The sequence below is a fragment of the Hydrogenispora ethanolica genome, assembly GCF_004340685.1.
Lineage (GTDB): Bacteria > Bacillota > UBA4882 > UBA8346 > UBA8346 > Hydrogenispora > Hydrogenispora ethanolica.
The window spans coordinates 123,569-140,871 of the sequence record NZ_SLUN01000004.1 but is presented as its reverse complement, the minus strand read 5'-3'; the positions used below and the strand labels follow the sequence as shown (position 1 = coordinate 140,871).

The following is a 17,303-nucleotide window of genomic DNA, read 5'->3' as shown; positions in this document are numbered from 1 at the left end:
GACCGGCTTTCCCCTTGGGCTGATTTCGACCTGTTTCATCTCGTGTTGACAGGCTGGGCAGACCATCGTCGTCACCTCCGCTAAAGTTTCATCGGCATCACGACGTTGAAATAGTCATCGTTCCCAGCTTTCAGCAGCGCCGGACGCAATGGATCGCTATAGCTCATCTCAATCTCCTTGGCATCGACGGCTTTCGCAAACTCCAGCAGAAACTTGGTATTGAACCCGCTTACGTAATCCTGTCCAGACTTTTGGACCTCCACTTCTTCCCGGAACTCTCCGCGATCGGATTCCCGGGAGGATATGAACATCCGATCCGCGGTGATTTCGAACTTCGCCGAATCCGATATCAGGCTGGTCCGCTCCAGGGAACGAATGAACTCCCGGCGTTCCATCATCACTTTGCCGGAGGACTCTTTCGGAATCACCTGGCGGTATTTGGGATACTGAGCATTCACCAGTTGGCAGCTAACCGTGAGTCCTTCAGCCATGACGAAAAACTGGTTTGAATCCACCGAGAGCGCGATTTGTCCCCGGATGATCCCCATGAGTTCCTTTAGGGACTTTGCGGACAATAAAAAGGTCAATTCCGGGCCGCCTGATATCGGAACCTCCCGGACGGCCAGCCGGTTAACATCGGTTGCAACGATGGTCAATTTGTCGGCCGTGGTTTCAAACAGGGCCGAGCTGATGAACGGGCGGGGATCGTCGGCGACGGTGGCAAATATGGTTTGTTTGATCGCTGTTTTCAATTCGTCGGCGTTCACGAAGAATTGAGCCCCGCTCGGTTCTTTGAGTTGAATAAATTGGTCGGCCGGGATAACCGGCAGATTAAATTTGGATTTCCCGCTTTTGATCATGGCGCCGGAATCAGTAGTCGCGATCTCCACTTTCCCGGCCGGAAGTTTCCGGACAATATCGGTCAGGATTTTTCCGGAAACCAGAATGCTTCCGGAATCGAGGACTTCAATTTGGGGAACTGACATTTTGATCGCTAACTCCATATTCGTGGCCGAACAAGTGACTTCGGAGCCGGTAGCATCAATCAGGATGCTCTCCAAGATCGGATAGGTCCGGCCCGATGCGGCCCGGGAAACAATGGATAGGACTTCGCTTAGCTCGCCTTGGTTGCAAATCAGTTTCATCGGAATTCCTCCTCACGCTACTTTCTTTTGTTCAGCCATAATCCGGGCGTATTCTTCATGGCGCCATTTGTCTTTGGGGTCGGCAATCAGGAGGGTTGTATACTTATCCTCATCTTGAAAACATTCAAAAATACTGCCGCAACCGTAACATTCAATGGGGCCGTCCGCATTTGCACGATCGGGCCATGCCAGCTCCCCGCAGCATGGGCAGACGATATAATCCTGGTTTTCTGTTTCGATCTTCTCTTCAAACGCGCTCGGATCGTATTGGCAATCAGTTGATTCCGGCGCTTTTTCAAACAGCCAATTGCACCGATCAAACTTTTGGCATTTTTCGCAGGATGGCTCCCACGGTAGAGAGATTGACTGAGTAGGCAACTTCATCAACCAGCTTTCTTTTTGCTCAAAATTACATCAATCATGAATCGTAATCCCATGGCTGTAACCTGGGTTGCTTCTTCAAGCATCTTGTCATAGTCCCGGGTTCTTTCGTTCTTCTTAACCTCATCCCATAGCTCGTCCAACTCTTCGCGGAGGACCGCGTAACCTTCGTGTGCTGAATGAAATGGAGGATTCTTGGATATTGCGTTCAGATACTCTGAAGCGACTTGGTCCAAGGCTTCCGTTAGCGCCTTTGACAATTCTTTGTCTTCAGCCAATCCGGCGATTACCATTCCGGCATTCGGGTTGATGGCGTAAACCTCATATTCTTCACTATTCTTGTAAAATTGCCGAGTAATCTTTTTCAATAAACCAACCTCCTTAGGCGCTCTCTTTCAGCTCGAGCTTTTCTTGATCGCTGAACCAGTCTTTCAGCCCGGCTTCGATCCCGTCAATAGCTTCATGCATTTGCTGGAATCGAGTGTAAAAATGGGTCATGCTTTGCCGGGCTTCAATCTCACTTGTGGGAAGAAAGAATCCCGAATAGGGCCACCCGGGAGATGAGATGACCGGGACCCGTTCTTGCCGGAGCTCATGGATGACCTTACGGACCACTCTTTCTGAAATTCCTACATGCTCAGCAAGCCTCGTCGCTGTATAGGCGTTTTGCCGCCCGTTGCAATTTGCTTTGAGGATATTAAGCACTTTCTTTTTGAGGTCTTCCATAGGCAATCGCCTCCATCTCAATATCTGATTCAACTTGGTTTCCCCAAACGTCCCACTCCGGCCACCGCTGCCGGGCGAAGAGTTCCAAGTATGGGCCGCCAGTTAGTCGTTCGATCCGGCTGTACTGCTCATCCGGCTTCCGGCTATGTTCCCGTACCGGCGCAACGATGGTTTCCGGGACGTTTTCCCAAATAATCTGCGATACGTCCCGATTTGAAATCTTGGGTCTCCCTTTCACTGCCAGAAGGCAGTCCTCCGAGTTGGCCCGGGTGTAGTGTCCAAGGCCCAGCACCAGCTTTCCGCCAGGATAAACCTTGACCCAGTTGAAAGCTTTCGTTTTGTATCTGAATCCCCAGGCTCGAATAACTTCCAATCCTTCTTCAAGACAAGGGGGCGTCACCCAGAGGAAAAGGATACAATTCTCGGCTGCCAGGTTTGAAACTGGCAGCGACTTAATCTGTTCCAAAGTCATCGTGGGATAATGCGATTTCGCGGCGCCGTGGGCCGCGTCGGAATCGTCAAACACTCGATATTGCCACGGCGGATCAACCAAAATTGCAGAGTATTTCATAGCCTTATCCCGCCATTCGGGACCCAATAATATTGGCGATCAAAGATGCGGCTTTCGCGTCCGGTTCCCTGATCTCTCGATTGGAAATGAGTATCACGGCCCCGACTGAGTCGTTGTTACGAATTACCGGAGCGACCAAAAGCGAATAACTCTTTCCCCCTTTTCGGATGGGCGCTTGGAATTGAACGTCTTCCCCGGCCTCGATCGCCTCCAGCACTTCTTTTGAAAGCTCCAGGGAAGCTTCATTTGCAATGTTTGCCGATGAAATGACCCCCATTGAATCCGTTGCAATTACACTCAAACCAGTAACTTCGGCCAGAGATTCAACATATGAATTAATATCCACGATGGATGCTATCGGTGAATATTTCTTAAGGATCACCTTTGCATCGTCATCGACGAATATCTCCAGGGAATCTCCCTCGCGCCAATTGTTCACCTTGCGAATCTCTTTCGGTATAACGACGCGTCCCAACTCATCAACCCGTCTTACAATCCCTGTAGCTTTTAACATGTGGAAACCTCCAGCTATGTATTTCCTGCGCAGGTATGAGCGGAGCGGGGTTTCCCCCGGCCGCGGCTTTCACGCGGACTGTCCCTGGCCCTGCGCTTGCTTAATGGTAATCATGATATTGCCGGATCGCTTGTTCCGATGGGCGATCACTTTTTCGGTGTCACCACTGACGGCAATTTGATCGGCGCCGCCCATAATGGCGTCAATGGCTTGTTTGATCAGCTCTTGATTCACAGATATCACCTCCTTTTCAGCTTGCTTTCTGTCCGGACCTTACAGGCGTCCGTTAAGCTGTTTTTCTATTTTTCTGGCATTTATAACACAATCCCAAATTTTGATATTTATATACCTTTTCGGGTATCTCAGCGTTGCATGACTTGCAATGATATTTAGGTGCATCCGTTTGAGTTCCCGACGTTTGTGGTTGAGTTTGACTTTCCTTTAATTCTGAAGACTGCGTACCTTTATGTCCGGTCGGTAATGCCCAAGGAGGTAATTTTGGGGTTGATTTAAGCCTAAAACTGTTACCCACGGCCTCGATTTCACACCATATAGCCGGTAGCTTGTAGAGGTATCTTCCAATACCCCACTGATATGCCGCCCGCTTCATGGCGTCGGACAATCCGCCCTTAATTGCCTCCATGTTGCTATCATCCGCACCATCCCATTTGGTAATCCATTCGTCACCAAATTTAATTGAGATGCCGCAAAGCTGACTGTTGTTTTTCCACTCACGGAATTCATTTTTCCAACCGCTAACACCAAATAAATTGTCAAGACGATCTTGGATTGCTCGATTCGTGACGTAGGCGAGCGCTAACCCTTTTGTTTTTTCCTTATTGGTTGAACCTACACGCCATTCGATTTCTTCAGGCAAAAATGGTTCTTGTAAGCGCTTCATGATGTCATCCAAAATACTCACTTCCTTTCAAAAATCTCGATGGCAGATGCCCCAGTAGTCGCAATTCTCTTCGGAGCACATCATGTTGTTCGGGTTCGGATAGAAGTTGCCGTTATCGATGGCTGTGATCACTGTCCTGGCGATGTTCCGAAAGCGGGCGATCTCCCGCTCGGTCCGCTTGGATTCCAGGGAGACCACCTTGGGATTCTTGGTTTGAACTAAGTAATCCAGTTTGCAGCCGGCCGGCTCCTTCCCGGTAAAGGCTCGGTAGAGCAGATAATAGGCGGTCAATTGCAGACTCTTGTCGGCTTCCCCCGGGGTCGGTGACTTCTTGGCCGTCTTGGTGTCGTGGATGAAGCCCTGCTTGTCTCCTAAGTCAATGACCCCAGTTAGATCCCAGTCCAATTCATCAAAAGAGATGGTGATCCGCTCCTCGATCAGGTCCGGTTGGATGAATGGCGCGATTTTGGTATGATACATGGTCGCTAACTCAATTGTCTCGGCCCGGATCTGGTCCGGTTTTTCATCAGGGGTCCACTTCGTCTCGATGCGAAGGTGATCAAATTCATCCGTGGTGATGTCCAGCACTTCCGCCAGCTTTATGTCCTGATGGGTCTCTTTCTTCTGGCGGAAGTTATGTTCGATTCCCTTATGGATGGCCTTCCCTTTGATTAGGAAAGACCGAGCCGGAGTCTTAATACCGTAGATGTATTTGAACATGTACTGGGCCGGGCACCGTAGATACATATTGAGCTGTGATACGCTGATATGTGGCCGGGTCGGTTCCTCGCTTTCGCTTTTCATGACGGGCAACAAACCATTCATCAATGCCGATTCACTGGTCATGCTACCCGCCCCGCTTTCCAAACTTCATACCGGTATTCTTCCATTGCGGCCCGTTCATCGAAGTCGGCTTCTTCGCCCTCGGCGCCGCACTCCCGGCAGTAAGCATCTTCGTTATGGACCATATTGATAATTCCGTATTCGATATCCACCGGGGCCGACCACCGGCGATCGCATTGGGTGCAGATAAATCCGATTCGTTTCCGCATTCTCATCCCGCCTTTTTCTTGCGCCTTTCGGCGCGGGCTTGGTAGCGTTTCTCCAAATCTTCGCGCCGGCATTTTTCACAATAACCGGTCGCGCAAAAAGTGCCGCAGCGGCATTGTCGGAAGTTTTTCATAGGTATACCTCGCCTAAATCCTTGACATTTCAAGGATGATGATGAATGTTCCACTTTTGAGCAAAGTTTTAAGATGCTTGACTTTCATGACTCGAAATACCTTACGATTCATTGGTACCTCCGATTGATTCACTATTAGAGTTGTGATACAATAAAAATGGACGTTTTCTAGTAAGAGGATTTTTTAGACCGCCATAGCAGTGGCGGTTTTTTCTTTTTTGGCGGCGACAAACCGTAAATATATCATCTTCTTGGCACAATCCGCCGCTGTTGCGTCAATCTCCCGGAAATCGTTATGTTCGTTCTCAATTACGCAAGCGTCTTTCATGATTTCAATGAATCGCTCCCGTCTTTGCGAAAGTTGATTCAAATCGTCGGCAGCGCTGAGCGCCGCGGCATATACATTGTTTTCTTCGAAGGGCTTCATACCGTAATGCTTGGCAATTAAGCTGCTACGAGTCCAGTAATTCCACGGTAAGAGCGGGTCCCCGTATATCTTCGACATCGCAATTAAAATGTCTTCCGGGACCTCGGTTTCCCCAGCCTCATAGCGCCGTAATGTTCGCGAGTCCACCCCGAGTTTTTCTGCAGCCCGCTCAATAGTGAACTTTGGGGTTTGTTCCCGGCTTGACCTGCAGACATCTCCTTGATTCCTCCGGCAGTTCATGTCCGCTATTCACCTCCTTTCAGGCTATTTGTGACCTCGTAAATCAGTTGGTGATGGACTACAATAAACTCATCAGGCGGTTACTCAAACAAGGTTCTCATCAAACCCCATTCCCCGTTTCCCTTTCCCCTACCCAGCTTTTGGAGTATACCCAGGGGCTGGGTTTTCCCCGTCATGTATTCCAAACAATAAAGCCAACTTATGTTTTTTCAAGAGATACCGATTCCCGTTCTTGTCGTAACAATCTTCAGGGATCTCTTTTTCGTAAATCATTTTCATGATTCGAGCTCTTGATGTTCTGCGCCATACTGCGACTTCAGCCGGTTTCAGGAAGTCAGGAAGGTTTTCAAATTTCGGAACCACCTTCGATGCCTCGGCAATAACCATCCTCGTAACGTCTTCTTGCGATAGCCCTTTCGGTTTGTTCTTTGACCCCTTCGGCCTGGGCAACTTTTACACCTCACTTTCTTCCCCTGGTCATTTAAGCGGCCGACTGCGGGGCATTGATAGGGACGACCTTCGGAAACAGTTTGATGATGCGGCCTTCTCGTCTTACGTCAAACGGATTCTTCTCACTACGTTTCACGCCGCTTCCCTCCTTTCTTTGAATGGCAAACCTTATTTCACGTCATGCTGCTGAATTTTGTGATTCCCCCAAAAGGTAAGAAGTGGTTGTCCCCAACGCGCCGGCGATTTTAAGAATCTGTTCAATGTCAGGCAAATATTTATCGTTTTCCAAATCGCTGAGGGTTGTCTGAGGAATACCGGTTGCATCAGATACTTTCATCTGGGATAAGGTTTTAGCGTTTCTGAGCGATTTCAATCTTGCACCAAACGTCATTGCGTTCACCTCTAGTTATATTTTAACGTATTTGCGTTTATTAGTCAACGTAAATGCGTTAGACCACTACAAAAATTTTTCTGTTATACTCGAAACATAACGTATATTCGTTAAAAGGATAGAGTGCCTCATGGATGTCATTGCCCGCATTATTGAACTTCGGGACGTTAAGGGTTATAGCACAAATAAGCTTGCCGTACTATCGGATTTAACCCAGTCTACTTTACAATCAATACTTTCTGGTCGTAATCAGCCCAGCATTGTTACTCTTGAAAAAATTTGCAATGCTCTTGATGTCTCACTTTCAGAATTTTTCTCTACGGAAAAATCTGAATTTGACCCTGAATTACGTCGGCTTCTTAACATCGCCGCCAAGCTCTCGCCGAACCAGCGACACCAGTTGCAGATATTTCTTGAAACTATGATTAATGATTAAGGTCGAATCATGAATATTGGACAACGGATCAAACAATTAAGAGAACAACAAAATATGAGCGTTAGCGCTTTGGCTAAATTAGCAGGAATTTCCCAGCCTAATTTATGGCGAATTGAAAACGAAGGGCAACAACCCACTTTTGACATCCTTGAGCGAATTATCAACGCTTTGGGTATGACGCTTTCTGACTTTTTCAAAGACAATTCTCCTTCTCTGGAACCTGATTTGCGACGGTTACTGCAAGCTGCTGAAAAACTTACGCCGGAGCAGCGGGAACTATTGCAAAGATTTCTAGATGCCATACTTGATGAGAAAGGAGTCGGCCGAGAATGACTATTTTCGGCATTGATTTCAATAATTTTGCTACACCCCTCGCCATAACAGCGGCTCTTGTCGTTATAATAGGGATGACTATTTATTCTTTTTTTAATTATCTAAAAAAGCAATCTGAGCTTGCACGCATCAATCGTGAATTAACCGGTCAAATAACCAAGCTTTCGAATGATCTTGGGAAAACCCGGGAAGCCTATGAGCGAATAGTAAATGCTCTCGACCTTTCTCAGCAGCAGGTCATATTCTTACAACAATTGTTATCAAGTTTTCAAAAATGCCTTGATAATACCGGCGAACGCCAAAAATAATACAAGGATACAAGCGACAATGATCATCCTCCTAATAAAGCTTTTTCCTGTTTCATTCCGTTCAAGCCATAAAATAAAATTAATGCAAGTAAGTCCATAAAGATAAAGCAATACTAAATTTAAAATTTTCATGAGAATCTCTCTTTCCGAAAGGAGTTTTAATTATGGAGTTCTATAACGAAAATTTCCGCGTAGTACGTATATTGGATGAGTTTACTGTTGTACTTAATGGTGGATATGACCAGGGCATTAAGCAAGGCGATTTATTTCAAATCTTTGTCCCCGGTGAAACAATTACCGATCCAGAAGACCCCGAAAAAAAGCTTGGAACATTGGATACCATTAAAGCTACTATTGTGGCAACACAGGTTTCTCCATCAATAACAATTTGTAAAAATACTGAAAAACCGAACATTAGCTTTCCAATAGGGCCAGAAGCTCAAAAAATGATATCCTTTCTTTCTTCAGCTTTTTCGATTTCAGAGAGACCAATGCGCGTAGACCCAACTCAGATACAAACAGCCTCCTTTTCCGACGAACCGATTAAAATTGGCGACCAGGTTAGGAAACTTCCCAAAGAGAAAAACTAGAGATTACCTCTATAGGCTCAAATCCTTCCTTTTCTTCTCTCGGCTCCAGGATGTTGACGATGCTTTTATCCTCCGGTTTAACTGTGGAGCCATTTCACCCCTCGGTGCCGGTTGAGGGAAGCTTATTCAAAAATTTGTTTACAAAATATACCTGCCCTTTTCCGGTAATTTTAGGAGTTCGGGTGATTCTAGAGCTTCCATCTGGATTGTTGATAGTAACCTTTTTGATCTCCATTAATTCCAATTCCATTGAATATTGAGTTGGAAGGTTATAGTTCTCTCCGGCTTTACAAAGATATCCTTCTTCACGAAGCCATTCGAAAAGTCGGTTCTGACCAATCTCAATGCCGTTTTGCTTGAGAATCTTTGCAAGCTCTCCAACTAGGACGGAACTTTTACTGGTTGTAACCGCATCGGCGAAAAGAACCTTGGATTTTTGATCTTCGATTTTTTCTTCAAGCTCGATCCGCTTTTGGCGTTCCTGCTTCAAATCAGTCGCCAGTCGAATGATGGTATCTGGATTAAGTAAAACCTCTTCAATCTTGGCTGGGGTAAGATAGGCGCCGTGCTTTCGAATGGATGGGATTACTTCACTTGCAACCCAATCGGTAAAGCGTTCTGCTTCGGGTTTGCGACTGGTGAAGACCAACTTGTATACTCCGGCTTCGGAAATTACGTTTAATACTTGGGTTCCGCCAAGGGTCTCAATACTACTGACCCCCTTCATGGAATTGTTCAGCCGTTGAAGCGCCATGGTCGGATTGCCGATTTCCAATATGTCGCAAACATCCTTAGCCACGAACCAAGGTTCCCCGTTCCGTTCTACTACCCTGACTTTAAAGTTATCTTTTTGAAAAATCTGTAATTTGTTCACCTTATCACCCCTAACTTGCTTTTTCGATTTCCCCCAGCAGATAAGAAGTGGTTGTCCCTAAAGATAATGCGATTTTTGAAAGACTATCGCCGCGCGGGATGCGTTTTGCAGACTCAATATCGCTGATTGTAGATTGAGGAACTCCGGCAGCTTTGGCCAAATTCATTTGCGACCACCTTTTTTGAACCCTAAGCGTTTGAACTCGCTTTGCTAACAATTCTCTCATCACAAACCTCCTTTATCAATTTTTAGATTGTTAGCAATCGTTTTTCTGATTAAATACTATCAAAATATCAATTACTAGTCAATCTGTTTTTTGATAAATACTTAAGATTATTTTGTGTTACAATCAGTTTATCGATAACCACGAGGTGCCGAAATGGAATTAGGTCCAAAAATTAAAGCCTTGCGCGAACAATCCGGGATGAGCATGAATGCGTTGGCGCGTCTTTCCGGGGTGGCTCAATCTAGCTTGAGCGGCATCGAATCTGGAAAACAATATCCTACGTTTGATAATTTGGAGCGAATCATTAAAGCGCTTGGCTTGACACTTTCAGATTTTTTCTCCGAAGAAAAGCCCGATTATTCTCCAGAAATCCAAAAGCTCTTAGTGTCCGTCCAAACTTTACCCCCTGCATATATTGACAAAGTAACCGATTTTGCCTTGCTAATGCACTCTATGCTTGATTTGCCACAACTGGAAAAAGATTTAAAGCAATCAGAGTGAATCTGAACCAATTTACTGGCGACATCATTTCACCCCTCGGTGCCGGTTGGGGGAAGCTCATTCTGACTTTTGTAAGTATTTTCAACAAAAAAAAGATCATCAAAATTAACTCCAGCAGACTCAAGCTTTTCAAGAATTGCTTTTGCTGTTTTCGGACTACAATTAGTACGTCTTCCATCAATCAAAAATTGAATCGTGGAATCAGCCATATTCGACTCTCTAGCCAATGAACGAATAGTGTAGCCACTTTTATAAATCAATTCTGCCAATTTTGCTCGGTCTTTGATTTTTACCTGTATCGGCATCACCCATTCATCTCTCTTACTATTGTAAATTTACTATTGTAAGTTTATCATACCACTGTTTACCGACTCTTGCAAGCACTATTTTTGTAAGAAACTTAATTTTGTAATTTTTTTCTGATAAAATGAAGTGGGTGATAACTTGACTAGTGAAGAGCGATTGAAGGCATTTGCATCATATATAAAGGCTTTACGTAATGACAGAAAACTTACCATACATCAAGTAGAAGCATATTCTGGCGTTTCTAACTCTTATTTATCATTGCTCGAAAATGCCAAACGCGGAATCCCTTCTCCTGAGATACTTCGAAAGTTAGCACCGGTTTATAAAGTGCCATACGAAGAATTAATGATCAAAGCTGGCTATGCTCACAAAGGTTTTTTTGAAATTGACGAGGACGGTTTGGCGCATCTCAATCTCGGAGAATTTTTGCCTCCCGATGTACTTGAATTAGCCCGGAATTTAAGGGGATTACCTCTTAATACATTGGAATTGGCTCAAAAAATAAATCAGCTTACTCCCGATCAACAAAAAATAATCGAAGCGATGGTCGAACAGCTTTTAGATAAGGAAAATGAGCGGAAATAAGACAAGCTCAGGATGGGCTACGATCCAATGAGCGATCTCCCCCTGAAGCTCTTGATGAAGCTTGAAAAGCCGCAGCAATACGTTATAAGTAAGTATCGAAAGGACAAACCCAACGATGGAAAATGAGAAATTTCAGAATCTGGTTATTGAGACTCTCGCAAAAATGACTCAAGACATGACGGAAATGAAGGCCGACATTAGCTCATTAAAAACTGACGTCGACCAGTTTAAAACAGCAGATGTGCGTATTGAAAATGATCTCGGAGAAAAAGTTCGCGCTCTTTTTGATGCAAGAGAAGTCCAGCTCGATGTCAATGACCGGATTATTGAGTCTCTTTCGCGGATCGAAAGTAAAATCGACAGATTGTCCTTAAAGGTATCATCCCATGATGTTTTGCTAAAATCCGTAAAATGAGGCGTTTCCAAATTCTTGACTCGCACTCTGTGAAGCATCGAAGGTATAAAATGCCCAGATTGATCAGCTCTTTATTACAGTAGCACATATCGCGGGCCGCCAAGAATTTGATAAAACTTTAAATTGATTTGCCGGCGACATCCTTTTTTATGTGAGGAAAACAACCGTTCATGACGATGATATAAGAGAATTAAGAAAAATCAAATAATTCAATCATTTGAAATGTATGTTTCAATCACAAAAACCTGCTAAATGTAGGTTTTATGATTAATTTACATATTTCGACAAATTTCGTTGTTTTCCGTTAATTCTGGATTGTCCGCCGACAAGAATGACATCATGAATCAAGCGACTCTGGAAGGGGTCGCTTTTATATTAAAAACATTTATGGAGGGGGAACTAAAATGGACTTTATTGATCAAATTAGACAATTTTCCGCCAAGATTCAAGAAATCAAAGATCAAGTTCAAACTGAAGAAGCTACCAAACATTCTCTTATCCTGCCTTTTATTCAAATGCTCGGCTATAATGTTTTCGATCCAGGCGAAGTAATCCCCGAATTCACTGCAGATGTTGGTGTTAAAAAGGGCGAAAGAGTCGATTATGCTATATTTGTTAATGGCAAGCCATCAATCCTTATCGAAGCAAAACCAATTGACGATCCATTAATAAACCATAGTTCTCAATTGTACAGATACTTTTCTGTAACGGAAGCTAAATTCGCTATTCTGACGAATGGAATCACCTATAAGTTTTATTCCGATATTCAAGAACCCAATAAAATGGACGACTCCCCCTTTCTTGAATTCAATTTATTTGATGTTAAAGAATCGACAGTGGCTGAACTAAAAAAATTCAAAAAAGAAGCTTACAATACTGATGAACTCTTTTCGGCAGCCATCACATTGAAATATACCAACAAAATCAAGGCATTATTTGACCAAGAAATTAAAGAACCCTCCGAAGAACTAATTCGTTTTTTTCTCAAAGAGATATACTCTGGGAAAGTTACGCAGAATGTGATCGAAAAATTCAAGCCCATAGTTAAACGCGCTCTAGGCCAATATATTAACGAAGTTATAAGCGAAAAAATCAAGACAGCTATTGAAACTTCCATTCAAACTGAGGAAGCGGCGCCGGCTATCGAAGCGACTCCAGAAGTTGAAAAAGAAAAGTCAATATTGACGACAACACTTGAGTTAGAGGCATTCTTTTTAATCAAGTCGATTTGCCGCGATGCGGTTGATACAAAACGAATTACTTATAAGGATACTCTCTCTTACTTTAACGTTCTCTTTGATAATAACACTTGGAAATGGGTTTGTCGCTTATATTTAAACGGAACGAAGAAATACATGATTCTTCCGACAGATGAAAAGGAAACCAAACTGTCTATCAACCAAGTGGATGACATTTTCAATTATAGAGATGATATTCTCAATGTATTGAATAAATATCTAGAGTCAAAATAGACGAATGTCTACCGTATCGGTTTTCCTAAAATGTTTTTAAAATACCTTTATCAATTGACCTTTGATAAACAAAAAATTACAAGGAGGCTTTATCATGAAGAAATTATTTGTAGGGCTTTTTATTTTAATCTGTTTTTCGTTCAATGTCTTTGCAGAAGGAAACTACGATTCTCAACCATTCAATAATCATGTTGAAAAACTTCCTCCAAATTATCTTGGGCATGACATTATTAAACTCTATGACGATTTAAATAAGCAATTTCCTAAAAAAGACGAGTTTGAAACGAGTGCGGCATATATTAAGCGGTTGCAGGCAGCCAATTATAACAATTTATACGCATTTAATATTGAAAATGAGTCAAGTGAATACAATGCGGATTTACAGCGGTTTGAAACCAAAATTTTGGTTAGTTCTGCCATGGATTTGGATGATAGTTCCATTGAACGATTCCCAGTCATAACAACAAGAACAATTCACAGGGAAACAACTACATATACCGCAAGCAACGCATACGGCGCTTCTGTTCAAGTTAAGAAATATTCTGGGAAAGAATATGGCATAGGATTAACAAACAAAAATGATTTAAAAATGGAAAAATATGATAGTTATTTTAGAACAAGCTTTCAAGTAGCTCCTGAAAAAGCTAGAACACTAAAAACAAATCTTGGTATTTTATTATTATGCAAATTGAATATAGCGGGTCAAGGTCCATCTTACGTTTTTCGAAGTTTTTTCTATGGGAAACCAACTATCGATAAACCTACTGAGTTCTCTTACAGCCAATGCTTTATATTTGCCGAAGTTCATGAAATCTGGATATACAATTTTGCTACCGGCGAAATATTCAAAAAAATTATTTTAAAAAAATAAGCTTTATACCCTTCAGAGAATTTCAAATTACCATAACATTCCCTGCGCCATACAATATATATAGTGAGTAGCCAGGATATATCAATCAATATATTGTATGGCGAAGCTTTTTCCGAAGAGATTTGAAATTCTCTCCCTTGAAAAAATCATAGTTTTATTGTTAATTTAACATAGGAGCCTACATCATGGCAGTCGCAGAAAAAAACGGCAATTGGTATATTGTGCAAAGCCAGCCAGTTATAATCGATGGCAAGAAGCAATATAAAAATAAATGGATACCCATTTCGGCGAAAACTAAGGGAGAAGCCGAAGATAAAGAACGCGATTTTAAAAAGAAACGTTCACAAGGAATTGAAATCGATCCTAATCTCACTGTCTATCAGTTATCTGAAATGTGGATGGAACAGCATGTTAAATCCCCCGTCAATCCGTTGGCGAAGGGAACAGCAAAGTTCTATCGCGACAAGCTTGATACCCATATCATTCCGGTTATTGGTGCCAAGAAAATCCGCAAATTAACCATTGATGACCTTGATGAGGTGTTAAATACTTGTGCCAAAAAAGATGCGAAAGACACCACACTTAGGGGTGTCTACGCGACAATGAGCGCAATGTTTAATTGGGCGCAATCAAAGAAAAAAATCGATAAAGATGATAATCTCATGGAATATGTAGATCGCCCCGTTGTGGCCGAACGAGAGTATACCTTGCTTCAAAAAGAAGACATCCCTAAATTTTTACAAGCTGTCATCACTCCGCATAAATTTGAAACTAAATATGCCCAGGACCAACGATATATGTACTTAACCATGTTTCTGATGGAACTGACAACCGCCCTTCGAATCGATGAACTCTGCGGAATTCGTGAAGAAGATATTGACTTTAAAAATAAAGTTCTATATGTTCGGCAGCAAATAACCTCAGCTGGTTCAAACCCGACTTTCGATCCAGTCAAGGATCGAAGGAACAAAAGACCTGATAAAATTCCTCTAACTGGCTTCATAATCGAAGCAATTAAGTCTGAACTCAAAGCCAAAGAAGAAAAAAAGGTCGAGGCCGAGAAAAAAGGGCTTATTTGGAAGGAATATGGTCTGATATTTACCAACCAAACAGGAGGACCTGTTGACTCAAAAAATCTCAACACAAGGACCTTTAAAGCCGCATTGAAAAAAGCCGGACTTCCTATGATGAAGTTCCATAATCTGCGGCATTCTGTCCTAACAATTTTGGCTGAGTCAAATGAAGATCCCAATGCCATCTGCGACATGGCACGACATGCAGATATCAACTTTATGAAGCGAACATATATTCATAAAAATGTTGAAGCTCAGCGAGGAGCGGCCGAAAAACTTGAGGAGCTTGTTGCCAATAGCTCACCTGTCAAGTCACTTTCAAAACGGAAAACTGAAAATAAAATATAATAAATTAAAAACCGCATATAACTGCGGTTTTTAAAATTCTTAGAAAAATTCTTAGAAAACGGGTCATTTTTGGGTAAAAAATAAGAGGGTCCGTTTTCGCGGAAACCCTCGTCGTTCCTGGTTGGTGCGCCCGGAGGGGCTCGAACCCCCGACCTACAGATTCGAAGTCTGCCACTCTATCCAACTGAGCTACGGGCGCATTCCAATATAAGTCCCAATATAGCCTAATTATTATACCACAGGCACCCCGTAAACACAACCTATTGAAAGTTGAGACAAAGGGGGCTGAAACTAAAAAGAAATTTGACGGGTCCATAACCCGTCAAATGAATATTTCATATGGTCGGGGCGACAGGATTTGAACCTGGCCCCGTACCATATTTTCTAATGTTTTCTAGTCGAAATTATCGAAAAATCCCTGCTAAAACTGATATGTTAATATTTTTTAATCGAATCAAATCGATAAAAATCGGGAATATAGAACGGCATTGAACGTCAAAATAAGGTTGTTCAATTATAGGGAACTTTGTATTTTTCCTATGATCTCTATAGCAAATTTTACTCTTCGCCGATAGCACTTTGCCGGTTCTGCCGGATATTTTGAGGGACCGTAAATCAAATCTGTTGGAATCAAGAGGGTTTCATTGTATCAAAACTGACGTCTTAATATGGTAGAGGCGAGGCGCACCTAACTTTTTCAAGTCCGTGAAAAGAAAATCCCTTTACAACAAATTAAAAGCCCTAACCATTACAAAGTTAGGGTTTTTTTGCTTTCTTAATGTAGCTTTAATATTTTTCTTTAAGGTATTAATTTGTTCCATCGGAAGTCCGCTTACTTCAGATATTAATTTTTCATCCATATCTTTCGCAAGCATATTTTGAGCTACCTCAATCTTTCCCGCAATCACCGCATCATCATATGCCTTTTTCAATGTCTCCGATAAATTGGATACCATTTTCCGCGCCTCCTTTGGGTTACGCATCCCGTACATTAATTATTGGCTTCTCTGAGAGGTGCGGGATGAATCATCAATGACTTTGCCGATAGCCTCTTTATATGTTTCTGGAAAACCTAATACCGCGATATTCTTCAACCAGACCACAAATAACCTGTAAAGATCCGGTTCAAGTTTTTCCAAAGTCTCAATCAATTCTTCCAGCCGTCGTAATAACTCATCTTTATCTTTCTTCTGGTCCAGGAAAAATACTCCGCCGATTAAATTCCTTAGGCCTAATAGTTCCTTTGCCGAGTACCGGTTAACATCAATCAAAAAGTATTCAAAATCCACCACATACTTACCGAACTGCTCCGCTCCGGCCAAGCACTCTTTTTATTTCAAGATGTTACAACTTGTGTCGAAAATTAATAACTATCATTATTCAAAATCTGAGCAATATCGATCTTAATAATGTCATTCTGCTTCGCTTACTTTTTTTGCTTTTTATAGTTCTTATACCACTTGTAACATTCCCACATGTAACAATTGCTATTGATCAACCCCGAATTATTGGAGTAGCATAATATTATCAAAAACGAGGAGCACTCGCCCCCCGCTTAAACGCTAATCCTTTTCAACGATTCCACATTGGCATTCTCCAAAATCAGCTTTAAGCATTTCTCCACCTCCGCCAGTACCTTCATAATCTTTTGCACCACCATTGGCGGGTCTTCCGTTTCAGCTTAGCCGGAAATATAGCGGTAAGTATGGGATTCAAAACCTTCGATGCCATATAAATTGCAAAGCACGCAAGCTACAAACTCGGCAATAATCTCTTGTTCGGCATCTTGTCCTGCTTTCAAAGTTGCAAACTTGGCATGAGCGGCATCGCCCTACTCATGAAAGAATGTCTTTTCCTGCTGTGTATGCAGTACAATTTTATTTTGGCAGGGCTGTAATGTCCCCAGGCCCGGATCCAGCTTTGGCGAATACAATACCGATAATCCAAACCGCTCTGCAACTTCGTAAAGCGGCGGAAGTTGCTTCGGTGCATAATTTACTTCCAGTAGTGTTTCCCCTGATAAATCCTTTTGTTTA

The 17,303-nt window shown here is 42.8% G+C and carries 28 protein-coding genes and 1 tRNA gene; 10 read left to right on the top strand and 19 right to left on the bottom strand.

Annotated features, from left to right (window positions below):
- Positions 1 to 80: 80 nt before the first annotated feature.
- The 13 genes from dnaN to EDC14_RS05110 form a co-directional block, all read right to left on the bottom strand.
- Positions 81 to 1,145, bottom strand: coding sequence for a DNA polymerase III subunit beta (gene dnaN, locus EDC14_RS05165; RefSeq protein WP_132013194.1), 1,065 nt, complete (start codon positions 1,143 to 1,145; stop codon positions 81 to 83).
- Between the two features lie 12 nt (positions 1,146 to 1,157).
- Complete coding sequence (locus EDC14_RS05160; RefSeq protein ID WP_132013193.1) at positions 1,158 to 1,529, bottom strand: hypothetical protein; 372 nt, start codon at positions 1,527 to 1,529, stop codon at positions 1,158 to 1,160.
- On the bottom strand, positions 1,529 to 1,894 hold the full coding sequence (locus EDC14_RS05155) for a hypothetical protein (protein WP_132013192.1): 366 nt from the start codon (positions 1,892 to 1,894) through the stop codon (positions 1,529 to 1,531). Before EDC14_RS05155 ends, EDC14_RS05160 begins: the two co-directional genes overlap by 1 nt.
- Positions 1,895 to 1,907: 13 nt before the next feature.
- The gene (locus tag EDC14_RS05150; protein WP_132013191.1) at positions 1,908 to 2,252 is read right to left on the bottom strand and encodes a helix-turn-helix domain-containing protein; all 345 of its coding nucleotides are present in this window, start codon (positions 2,250 to 2,252) and stop codon (positions 1,908 to 1,910) included.
- The gene (locus EDC14_RS05145; RefSeq protein ID WP_132013295.1) at positions 2,224 to 2,823 is read right to left on the bottom strand and encodes an MT-A70 family methyltransferase; all 600 of its coding nucleotides are present in this window, start codon (positions 2,821 to 2,823) and stop codon (positions 2,224 to 2,226) included. The genes EDC14_RS05150 and EDC14_RS05145 overlap by 29 nt, the downstream gene beginning before the upstream one ends.
- A gap of 4 nt (positions 2,824 to 2,827) precedes the next feature.
- Positions 2,828 to 3,337 carry an AbrB/MazE/SpoVT family DNA-binding domain-containing protein gene (locus EDC14_RS27495; RefSeq protein WP_132013190.1) on the bottom strand — a complete coding sequence of 170 codons (510 nt, stop codon included), beginning with the start codon at positions 3,335 to 3,337 and terminating at the stop codon, positions 2,828 to 2,830.
- Between the two features lie 69 nt (positions 3,338 to 3,406).
- Positions 3,407 to 3,571, bottom strand: a complete 165-nt coding sequence (locus EDC14_RS26630) for a hypothetical protein (protein WP_165907803.1) — start codon at positions 3,569 to 3,571, stop codon at positions 3,407 to 3,409.
- 52 nt (positions 3,572 to 3,623) lie between these two features.
- The gene (locus EDC14_RS05135; RefSeq protein ID WP_243662817.1) at positions 3,624 to 4,250 is read right to left on the bottom strand and encodes a Rad52/Rad22 family DNA repair protein; all 627 of its coding nucleotides are present in this window, start codon (positions 4,248 to 4,250) and stop codon (positions 3,624 to 3,626) included.
- 15 nt (positions 4,251 to 4,265) lie between these two features.
- On the bottom strand, positions 4,266 to 5,084 hold the full coding sequence (locus EDC14_RS05130; RefSeq protein ID WP_132013189.1) for a RecB family exonuclease: 819 nt from the start codon (positions 5,082 to 5,084) through the stop codon (positions 4,266 to 4,268).
- A complete protein-coding gene (locus EDC14_RS05125) occupies positions 5,081 to 5,290 on the bottom strand; it encodes a hypothetical protein (RefSeq protein WP_132013188.1) in 210 nt (69 codons plus the stop codon). Before EDC14_RS05125 ends, EDC14_RS05130 begins: the two co-directional genes overlap by 4 nt.
- A gap of 315 nt (positions 5,291 to 5,605) precedes the next feature.
- Positions 5,606 to 6,088, bottom strand: a complete 483-nt coding sequence (locus EDC14_RS05120) for a helix-turn-helix domain-containing protein (protein ID WP_132013187.1) — start codon at positions 6,086 to 6,088, stop codon at positions 5,606 to 5,608.
- Positions 6,089 to 6,217: 129 nt separating this feature from the next.
- Positions 6,218 to 6,475, bottom strand: a complete 258-nt coding sequence (locus tag EDC14_RS05115; RefSeq protein WP_132013186.1) for a hypothetical protein — start codon at positions 6,473 to 6,475, stop codon at positions 6,218 to 6,220.
- Between the two features lie 241 nt (positions 6,476 to 6,716).
- Positions 6,717 to 6,929, bottom strand: coding sequence for a helix-turn-helix domain-containing protein (locus EDC14_RS05110; protein WP_132013185.1), 213 nt, complete (start codon positions 6,927 to 6,929; stop codon positions 6,717 to 6,719).
- A 130-nt stretch (positions 6,930 to 7,059) separates the two neighbouring features.
- On the opposite strand from EDC14_RS05110, the gene EDC14_RS05105 reads away from it, so the two are divergent.
- The 4 genes from EDC14_RS05105 to EDC14_RS05090 all read left to right on the top strand — a co-directional run bounded on the left by EDC14_RS05105 (position 7,060) and on the right by EDC14_RS05090 (position 8,596).
- Positions 7,060 to 7,365: a helix-turn-helix domain-containing protein gene (locus EDC14_RS05105; RefSeq protein ID WP_132013184.1), complete on the top strand. Its 306-nt coding sequence runs from the start codon at positions 7,060 to 7,062 to the stop codon at positions 7,363 to 7,365.
- 9 nt (positions 7,366 to 7,374) lie between these two features.
- Positions 7,375 to 7,698 (top strand): helix-turn-helix domain-containing protein, encoded by a 324-nt coding sequence (locus tag EDC14_RS05100; RefSeq protein WP_132013183.1) that lies wholly within the window; start codon positions 7,375 to 7,377, stop codon positions 7,696 to 7,698.
- Positions 7,695 to 8,006 carry a hypothetical protein gene (locus EDC14_RS05095; RefSeq protein WP_132013182.1) on the top strand — a complete coding sequence of 104 codons (312 nt, stop codon included), beginning with the start codon at positions 7,695 to 7,697 and terminating at the stop codon, positions 8,004 to 8,006. Before EDC14_RS05100 ends, EDC14_RS05095 begins: the two co-directional genes overlap by 4 nt.
- A 164-nt stretch (positions 8,007 to 8,170) precedes the next feature.
- On the top strand, positions 8,171 to 8,596 hold the full coding sequence (locus EDC14_RS05090) for a hypothetical protein (protein ID WP_132013181.1): 426 nt from the start codon (positions 8,171 to 8,173) through the stop codon (positions 8,594 to 8,596).
- A 94-nt stretch (positions 8,597 to 8,690) separates the two neighbouring features.
- Here EDC14_RS05090 and EDC14_RS05085 read toward each other — a convergent pair whose 3' ends face one another.
- Positions 8,691 to 9,470 carry a phage antirepressor gene (locus EDC14_RS05085; protein WP_132013180.1) on the bottom strand — a complete coding sequence of 260 codons (780 nt, stop codon included), beginning with the start codon at positions 9,468 to 9,470 and terminating at the stop codon, positions 8,691 to 8,693.
- 10 nt (positions 9,471 to 9,480) lie between these two features.
- A complete protein-coding gene (locus EDC14_RS05080) occupies positions 9,481 to 9,696 on the bottom strand; it encodes a helix-turn-helix domain-containing protein (protein ID WP_132013179.1) in 216 nt (71 codons plus the stop codon).
- A gap of 153 nt (positions 9,697 to 9,849) precedes the next feature.
- On the opposite strand from EDC14_RS05080, the gene EDC14_RS05075 reads away from it, so the two are divergent.
- Positions 9,850 to 10,197 carry a helix-turn-helix domain-containing protein gene (locus EDC14_RS05075; RefSeq protein WP_132013178.1) on the top strand — a complete coding sequence of 116 codons (348 nt, stop codon included), beginning with the start codon at positions 9,850 to 9,852 and terminating at the stop codon, positions 10,195 to 10,197.
- Positions 10,198 to 10,226: 29 nt separating this feature from the next.
- Here the strand turns inward: EDC14_RS05075 and EDC14_RS05070 are convergent, their stop codons facing one another.
- Positions 10,227 to 10,502 (bottom strand): hypothetical protein, encoded by a 276-nt coding sequence (locus EDC14_RS05070; protein WP_132013177.1) that lies wholly within the window; start codon positions 10,500 to 10,502, stop codon positions 10,227 to 10,229.
- 139 nt (positions 10,503 to 10,641) lie between these two features.
- Here EDC14_RS05070 and EDC14_RS05065 point away from each other — a divergent pair, with 139 nt between their 5' ends.
- The 5 genes from EDC14_RS05065 to EDC14_RS05045 all read left to right on the top strand — a co-directional run bounded on the left by EDC14_RS05065 (position 10,642) and on the right by EDC14_RS05045 (position 15,267).
- Complete coding sequence (locus EDC14_RS05065) at positions 10,642 to 11,088, top strand: helix-turn-helix domain-containing protein (protein WP_165907801.1); 447 nt, start codon at positions 10,642 to 10,644, stop codon at positions 11,086 to 11,088.
- 115 nt (positions 11,089 to 11,203) lie between these two features.
- On the top strand, positions 11,204 to 11,503 hold the full coding sequence (locus EDC14_RS05060; RefSeq protein WP_132013175.1) for a hypothetical protein: 300 nt from the start codon (positions 11,204 to 11,206) through the stop codon (positions 11,501 to 11,503).
- Positions 11,504 to 11,907: 404 nt separating this feature from the next.
- Positions 11,908 to 12,975 carry a type I restriction endonuclease gene (locus EDC14_RS05055; protein WP_132013174.1) on the top strand — a complete coding sequence of 356 codons (1,068 nt, stop codon included), beginning with the start codon at positions 11,908 to 11,910 and terminating at the stop codon, positions 12,973 to 12,975.
- Positions 12,976 to 13,069: 94 nt separating this feature from the next.
- Positions 13,070 to 13,846: a hypothetical protein gene (locus tag EDC14_RS05050; protein WP_132013173.1), complete on the top strand. Its 777-nt coding sequence runs from the start codon at positions 13,070 to 13,072 to the stop codon at positions 13,844 to 13,846.
- A 185-nt stretch (positions 13,847 to 14,031) separates the two neighbouring features.
- The gene (locus EDC14_RS05045) at positions 14,032 to 15,267 is read left to right on the top strand and encodes a tyrosine-type recombinase/integrase (protein WP_132013172.1); all 1,236 of its coding nucleotides are present in this window, start codon (positions 14,032 to 14,034) and stop codon (positions 15,265 to 15,267) included.
- Positions 15,268 to 15,389: 122 nt separating this feature from the next.
- Here the strand turns inward: EDC14_RS05045 and EDC14_RS05040 are convergent.
- The 3 genes from EDC14_RS05040 to EDC14_RS05030 form a co-directional block, all read right to left on the bottom strand.
- Positions 15,390 to 15,466, bottom strand: a tRNA-Arg gene (locus EDC14_RS05040).
- Positions 15,467 to 15,989: 523 nt separating this feature from the next.
- Positions 15,990 to 16,223, bottom strand: coding sequence for a hypothetical protein (locus EDC14_RS05035; RefSeq protein ID WP_132013171.1), 234 nt, complete (start codon positions 16,221 to 16,223; stop codon positions 15,990 to 15,992).
- Positions 16,224 to 16,262: 39 nt separating this feature from the next.
- Positions 16,263 to 16,589 carry a hypothetical protein gene (locus tag EDC14_RS05030; RefSeq protein WP_132013170.1) on the bottom strand — a complete coding sequence of 109 codons (327 nt, stop codon included), beginning with the start codon at positions 16,587 to 16,589 and terminating at the stop codon, positions 16,263 to 16,265.
- Positions 16,590 to 17,303 lie beyond the last annotated feature (714 nt).

Bases quoted from the DNA above. Each gene is read 5' to 3' on its own strand.
- dnaN (WP_132013194.1), bottom strand. From the start codon at position 1,145: ATGAAACTGATTTGCAACCAAGGCGAGCTAAGCGAAGTCCTATCCATT.
- EDC14_RS05160 (WP_132013193.1), bottom strand. From the start codon at position 1,529: ATGAAGTTGCCTACTCAGTCAATCTCTCTACCGTGGGAGCCATCCTGC.
- EDC14_RS05150 (WP_132013191.1), bottom strand. From the start codon at position 2,252: ATGGAAGACCTCAAAAAGAAAGTGCTTAATATCCTCAAAGCAAATTGC.
- EDC14_RS05145 (WP_132013295.1), bottom strand. From the start codon at position 2,823: ATGAAATACTCTGCAATTTTGGTTGATCCGCCGTGGCAATATCGAGTG.
- EDC14_RS27495 (WP_132013190.1), bottom strand. From the start codon at position 3,337: ATGTTAAAAGCTACAGGGATTGTAAGACGGGTTGATGAGTTGGGACGC.
- EDC14_RS05130 (WP_132013189.1), bottom strand. From the start codon at position 5,084: ATGACCAGTGAATCGGCATTGATGAATGGTTTGTTGCCCGTCATGAAA.
- EDC14_RS05125 (WP_132013188.1), bottom strand. From the start codon at position 5,290: ATGCGGAAACGAATCGGATTTATCTGCACCCAATGCGATCGCCGGTGG.
- EDC14_RS05120 (WP_132013187.1), bottom strand. From the start codon at position 6,088: ATGAACTGCCGGAGGAATCAAGGAGATGTCTGCAGGTCAAGCCGGGAA.
- EDC14_RS05115 (WP_132013186.1), bottom strand. From the start codon at position 6,475: ATGGTTATTGCCGAGGCATCGAAGGTGGTTCCGAAATTTGAAAACCTT.
- EDC14_RS05110 (WP_132013185.1), bottom strand. From the start codon at position 6,929: ATGACGTTTGGTGCAAGATTGAAATCGCTCAGAAACGCTAAAACCTTA.
- EDC14_RS05105 (WP_132013184.1), top strand. From the start codon at position 7,060: ATGGATGTCATTGCCCGCATTATTGAACTTCGGGACGTTAAGGGTTAT.
- EDC14_RS05100 (WP_132013183.1), top strand. From the start codon at position 7,375: ATGAATATTGGACAACGGATCAAACAATTAAGAGAACAACAAAATATG.
- EDC14_RS05095 (WP_132013182.1), top strand. From the start codon at position 7,695: ATGACTATTTTCGGCATTGATTTCAATAATTTTGCTACACCCCTCGCC.
- EDC14_RS05090 (WP_132013181.1), top strand. From the start codon at position 8,171: ATGGAGTTCTATAACGAAAATTTCCGCGTAGTACGTATATTGGATGAG.
- EDC14_RS05080 (WP_132013179.1), bottom strand. From the start codon at position 9,696: ATGAGAGAATTGTTAGCAAAGCGAGTTCAAACGCTTAGGGTTCAAAAA.
- EDC14_RS05075 (WP_132013178.1), top strand. From the start codon at position 9,850: ATGGAATTAGGTCCAAAAATTAAAGCCTTGCGCGAACAATCCGGGATG.
- EDC14_RS05070 (WP_132013177.1), bottom strand. From the start codon at position 10,502: ATGCCGATACAGGTAAAAATCAAAGACCGAGCAAAATTGGCAGAATTG.
- EDC14_RS05060 (WP_132013175.1), top strand. From the start codon at position 11,204: ATGGAAAATGAGAAATTTCAGAATCTGGTTATTGAGACTCTCGCAAAA.
- EDC14_RS05055 (WP_132013174.1), top strand. From the start codon at position 11,908: ATGGACTTTATTGATCAAATTAGACAATTTTCCGCCAAGATTCAAGAA.
- EDC14_RS05050 (WP_132013173.1), top strand. From the start codon at position 13,070: ATGAAGAAATTATTTGTAGGGCTTTTTATTTTAATCTGTTTTTCGTTC.
- EDC14_RS05045 (WP_132013172.1), top strand. From the start codon at position 14,032: ATGGCAGTCGCAGAAAAAAACGGCAATTGGTATATTGTGCAAAGCCAG.
- EDC14_RS05035 (WP_132013171.1), bottom strand. From the start codon at position 16,223: ATGGTATCCAATTTATCGGAGACATTGAAAAAGGCATATGATGATGCG.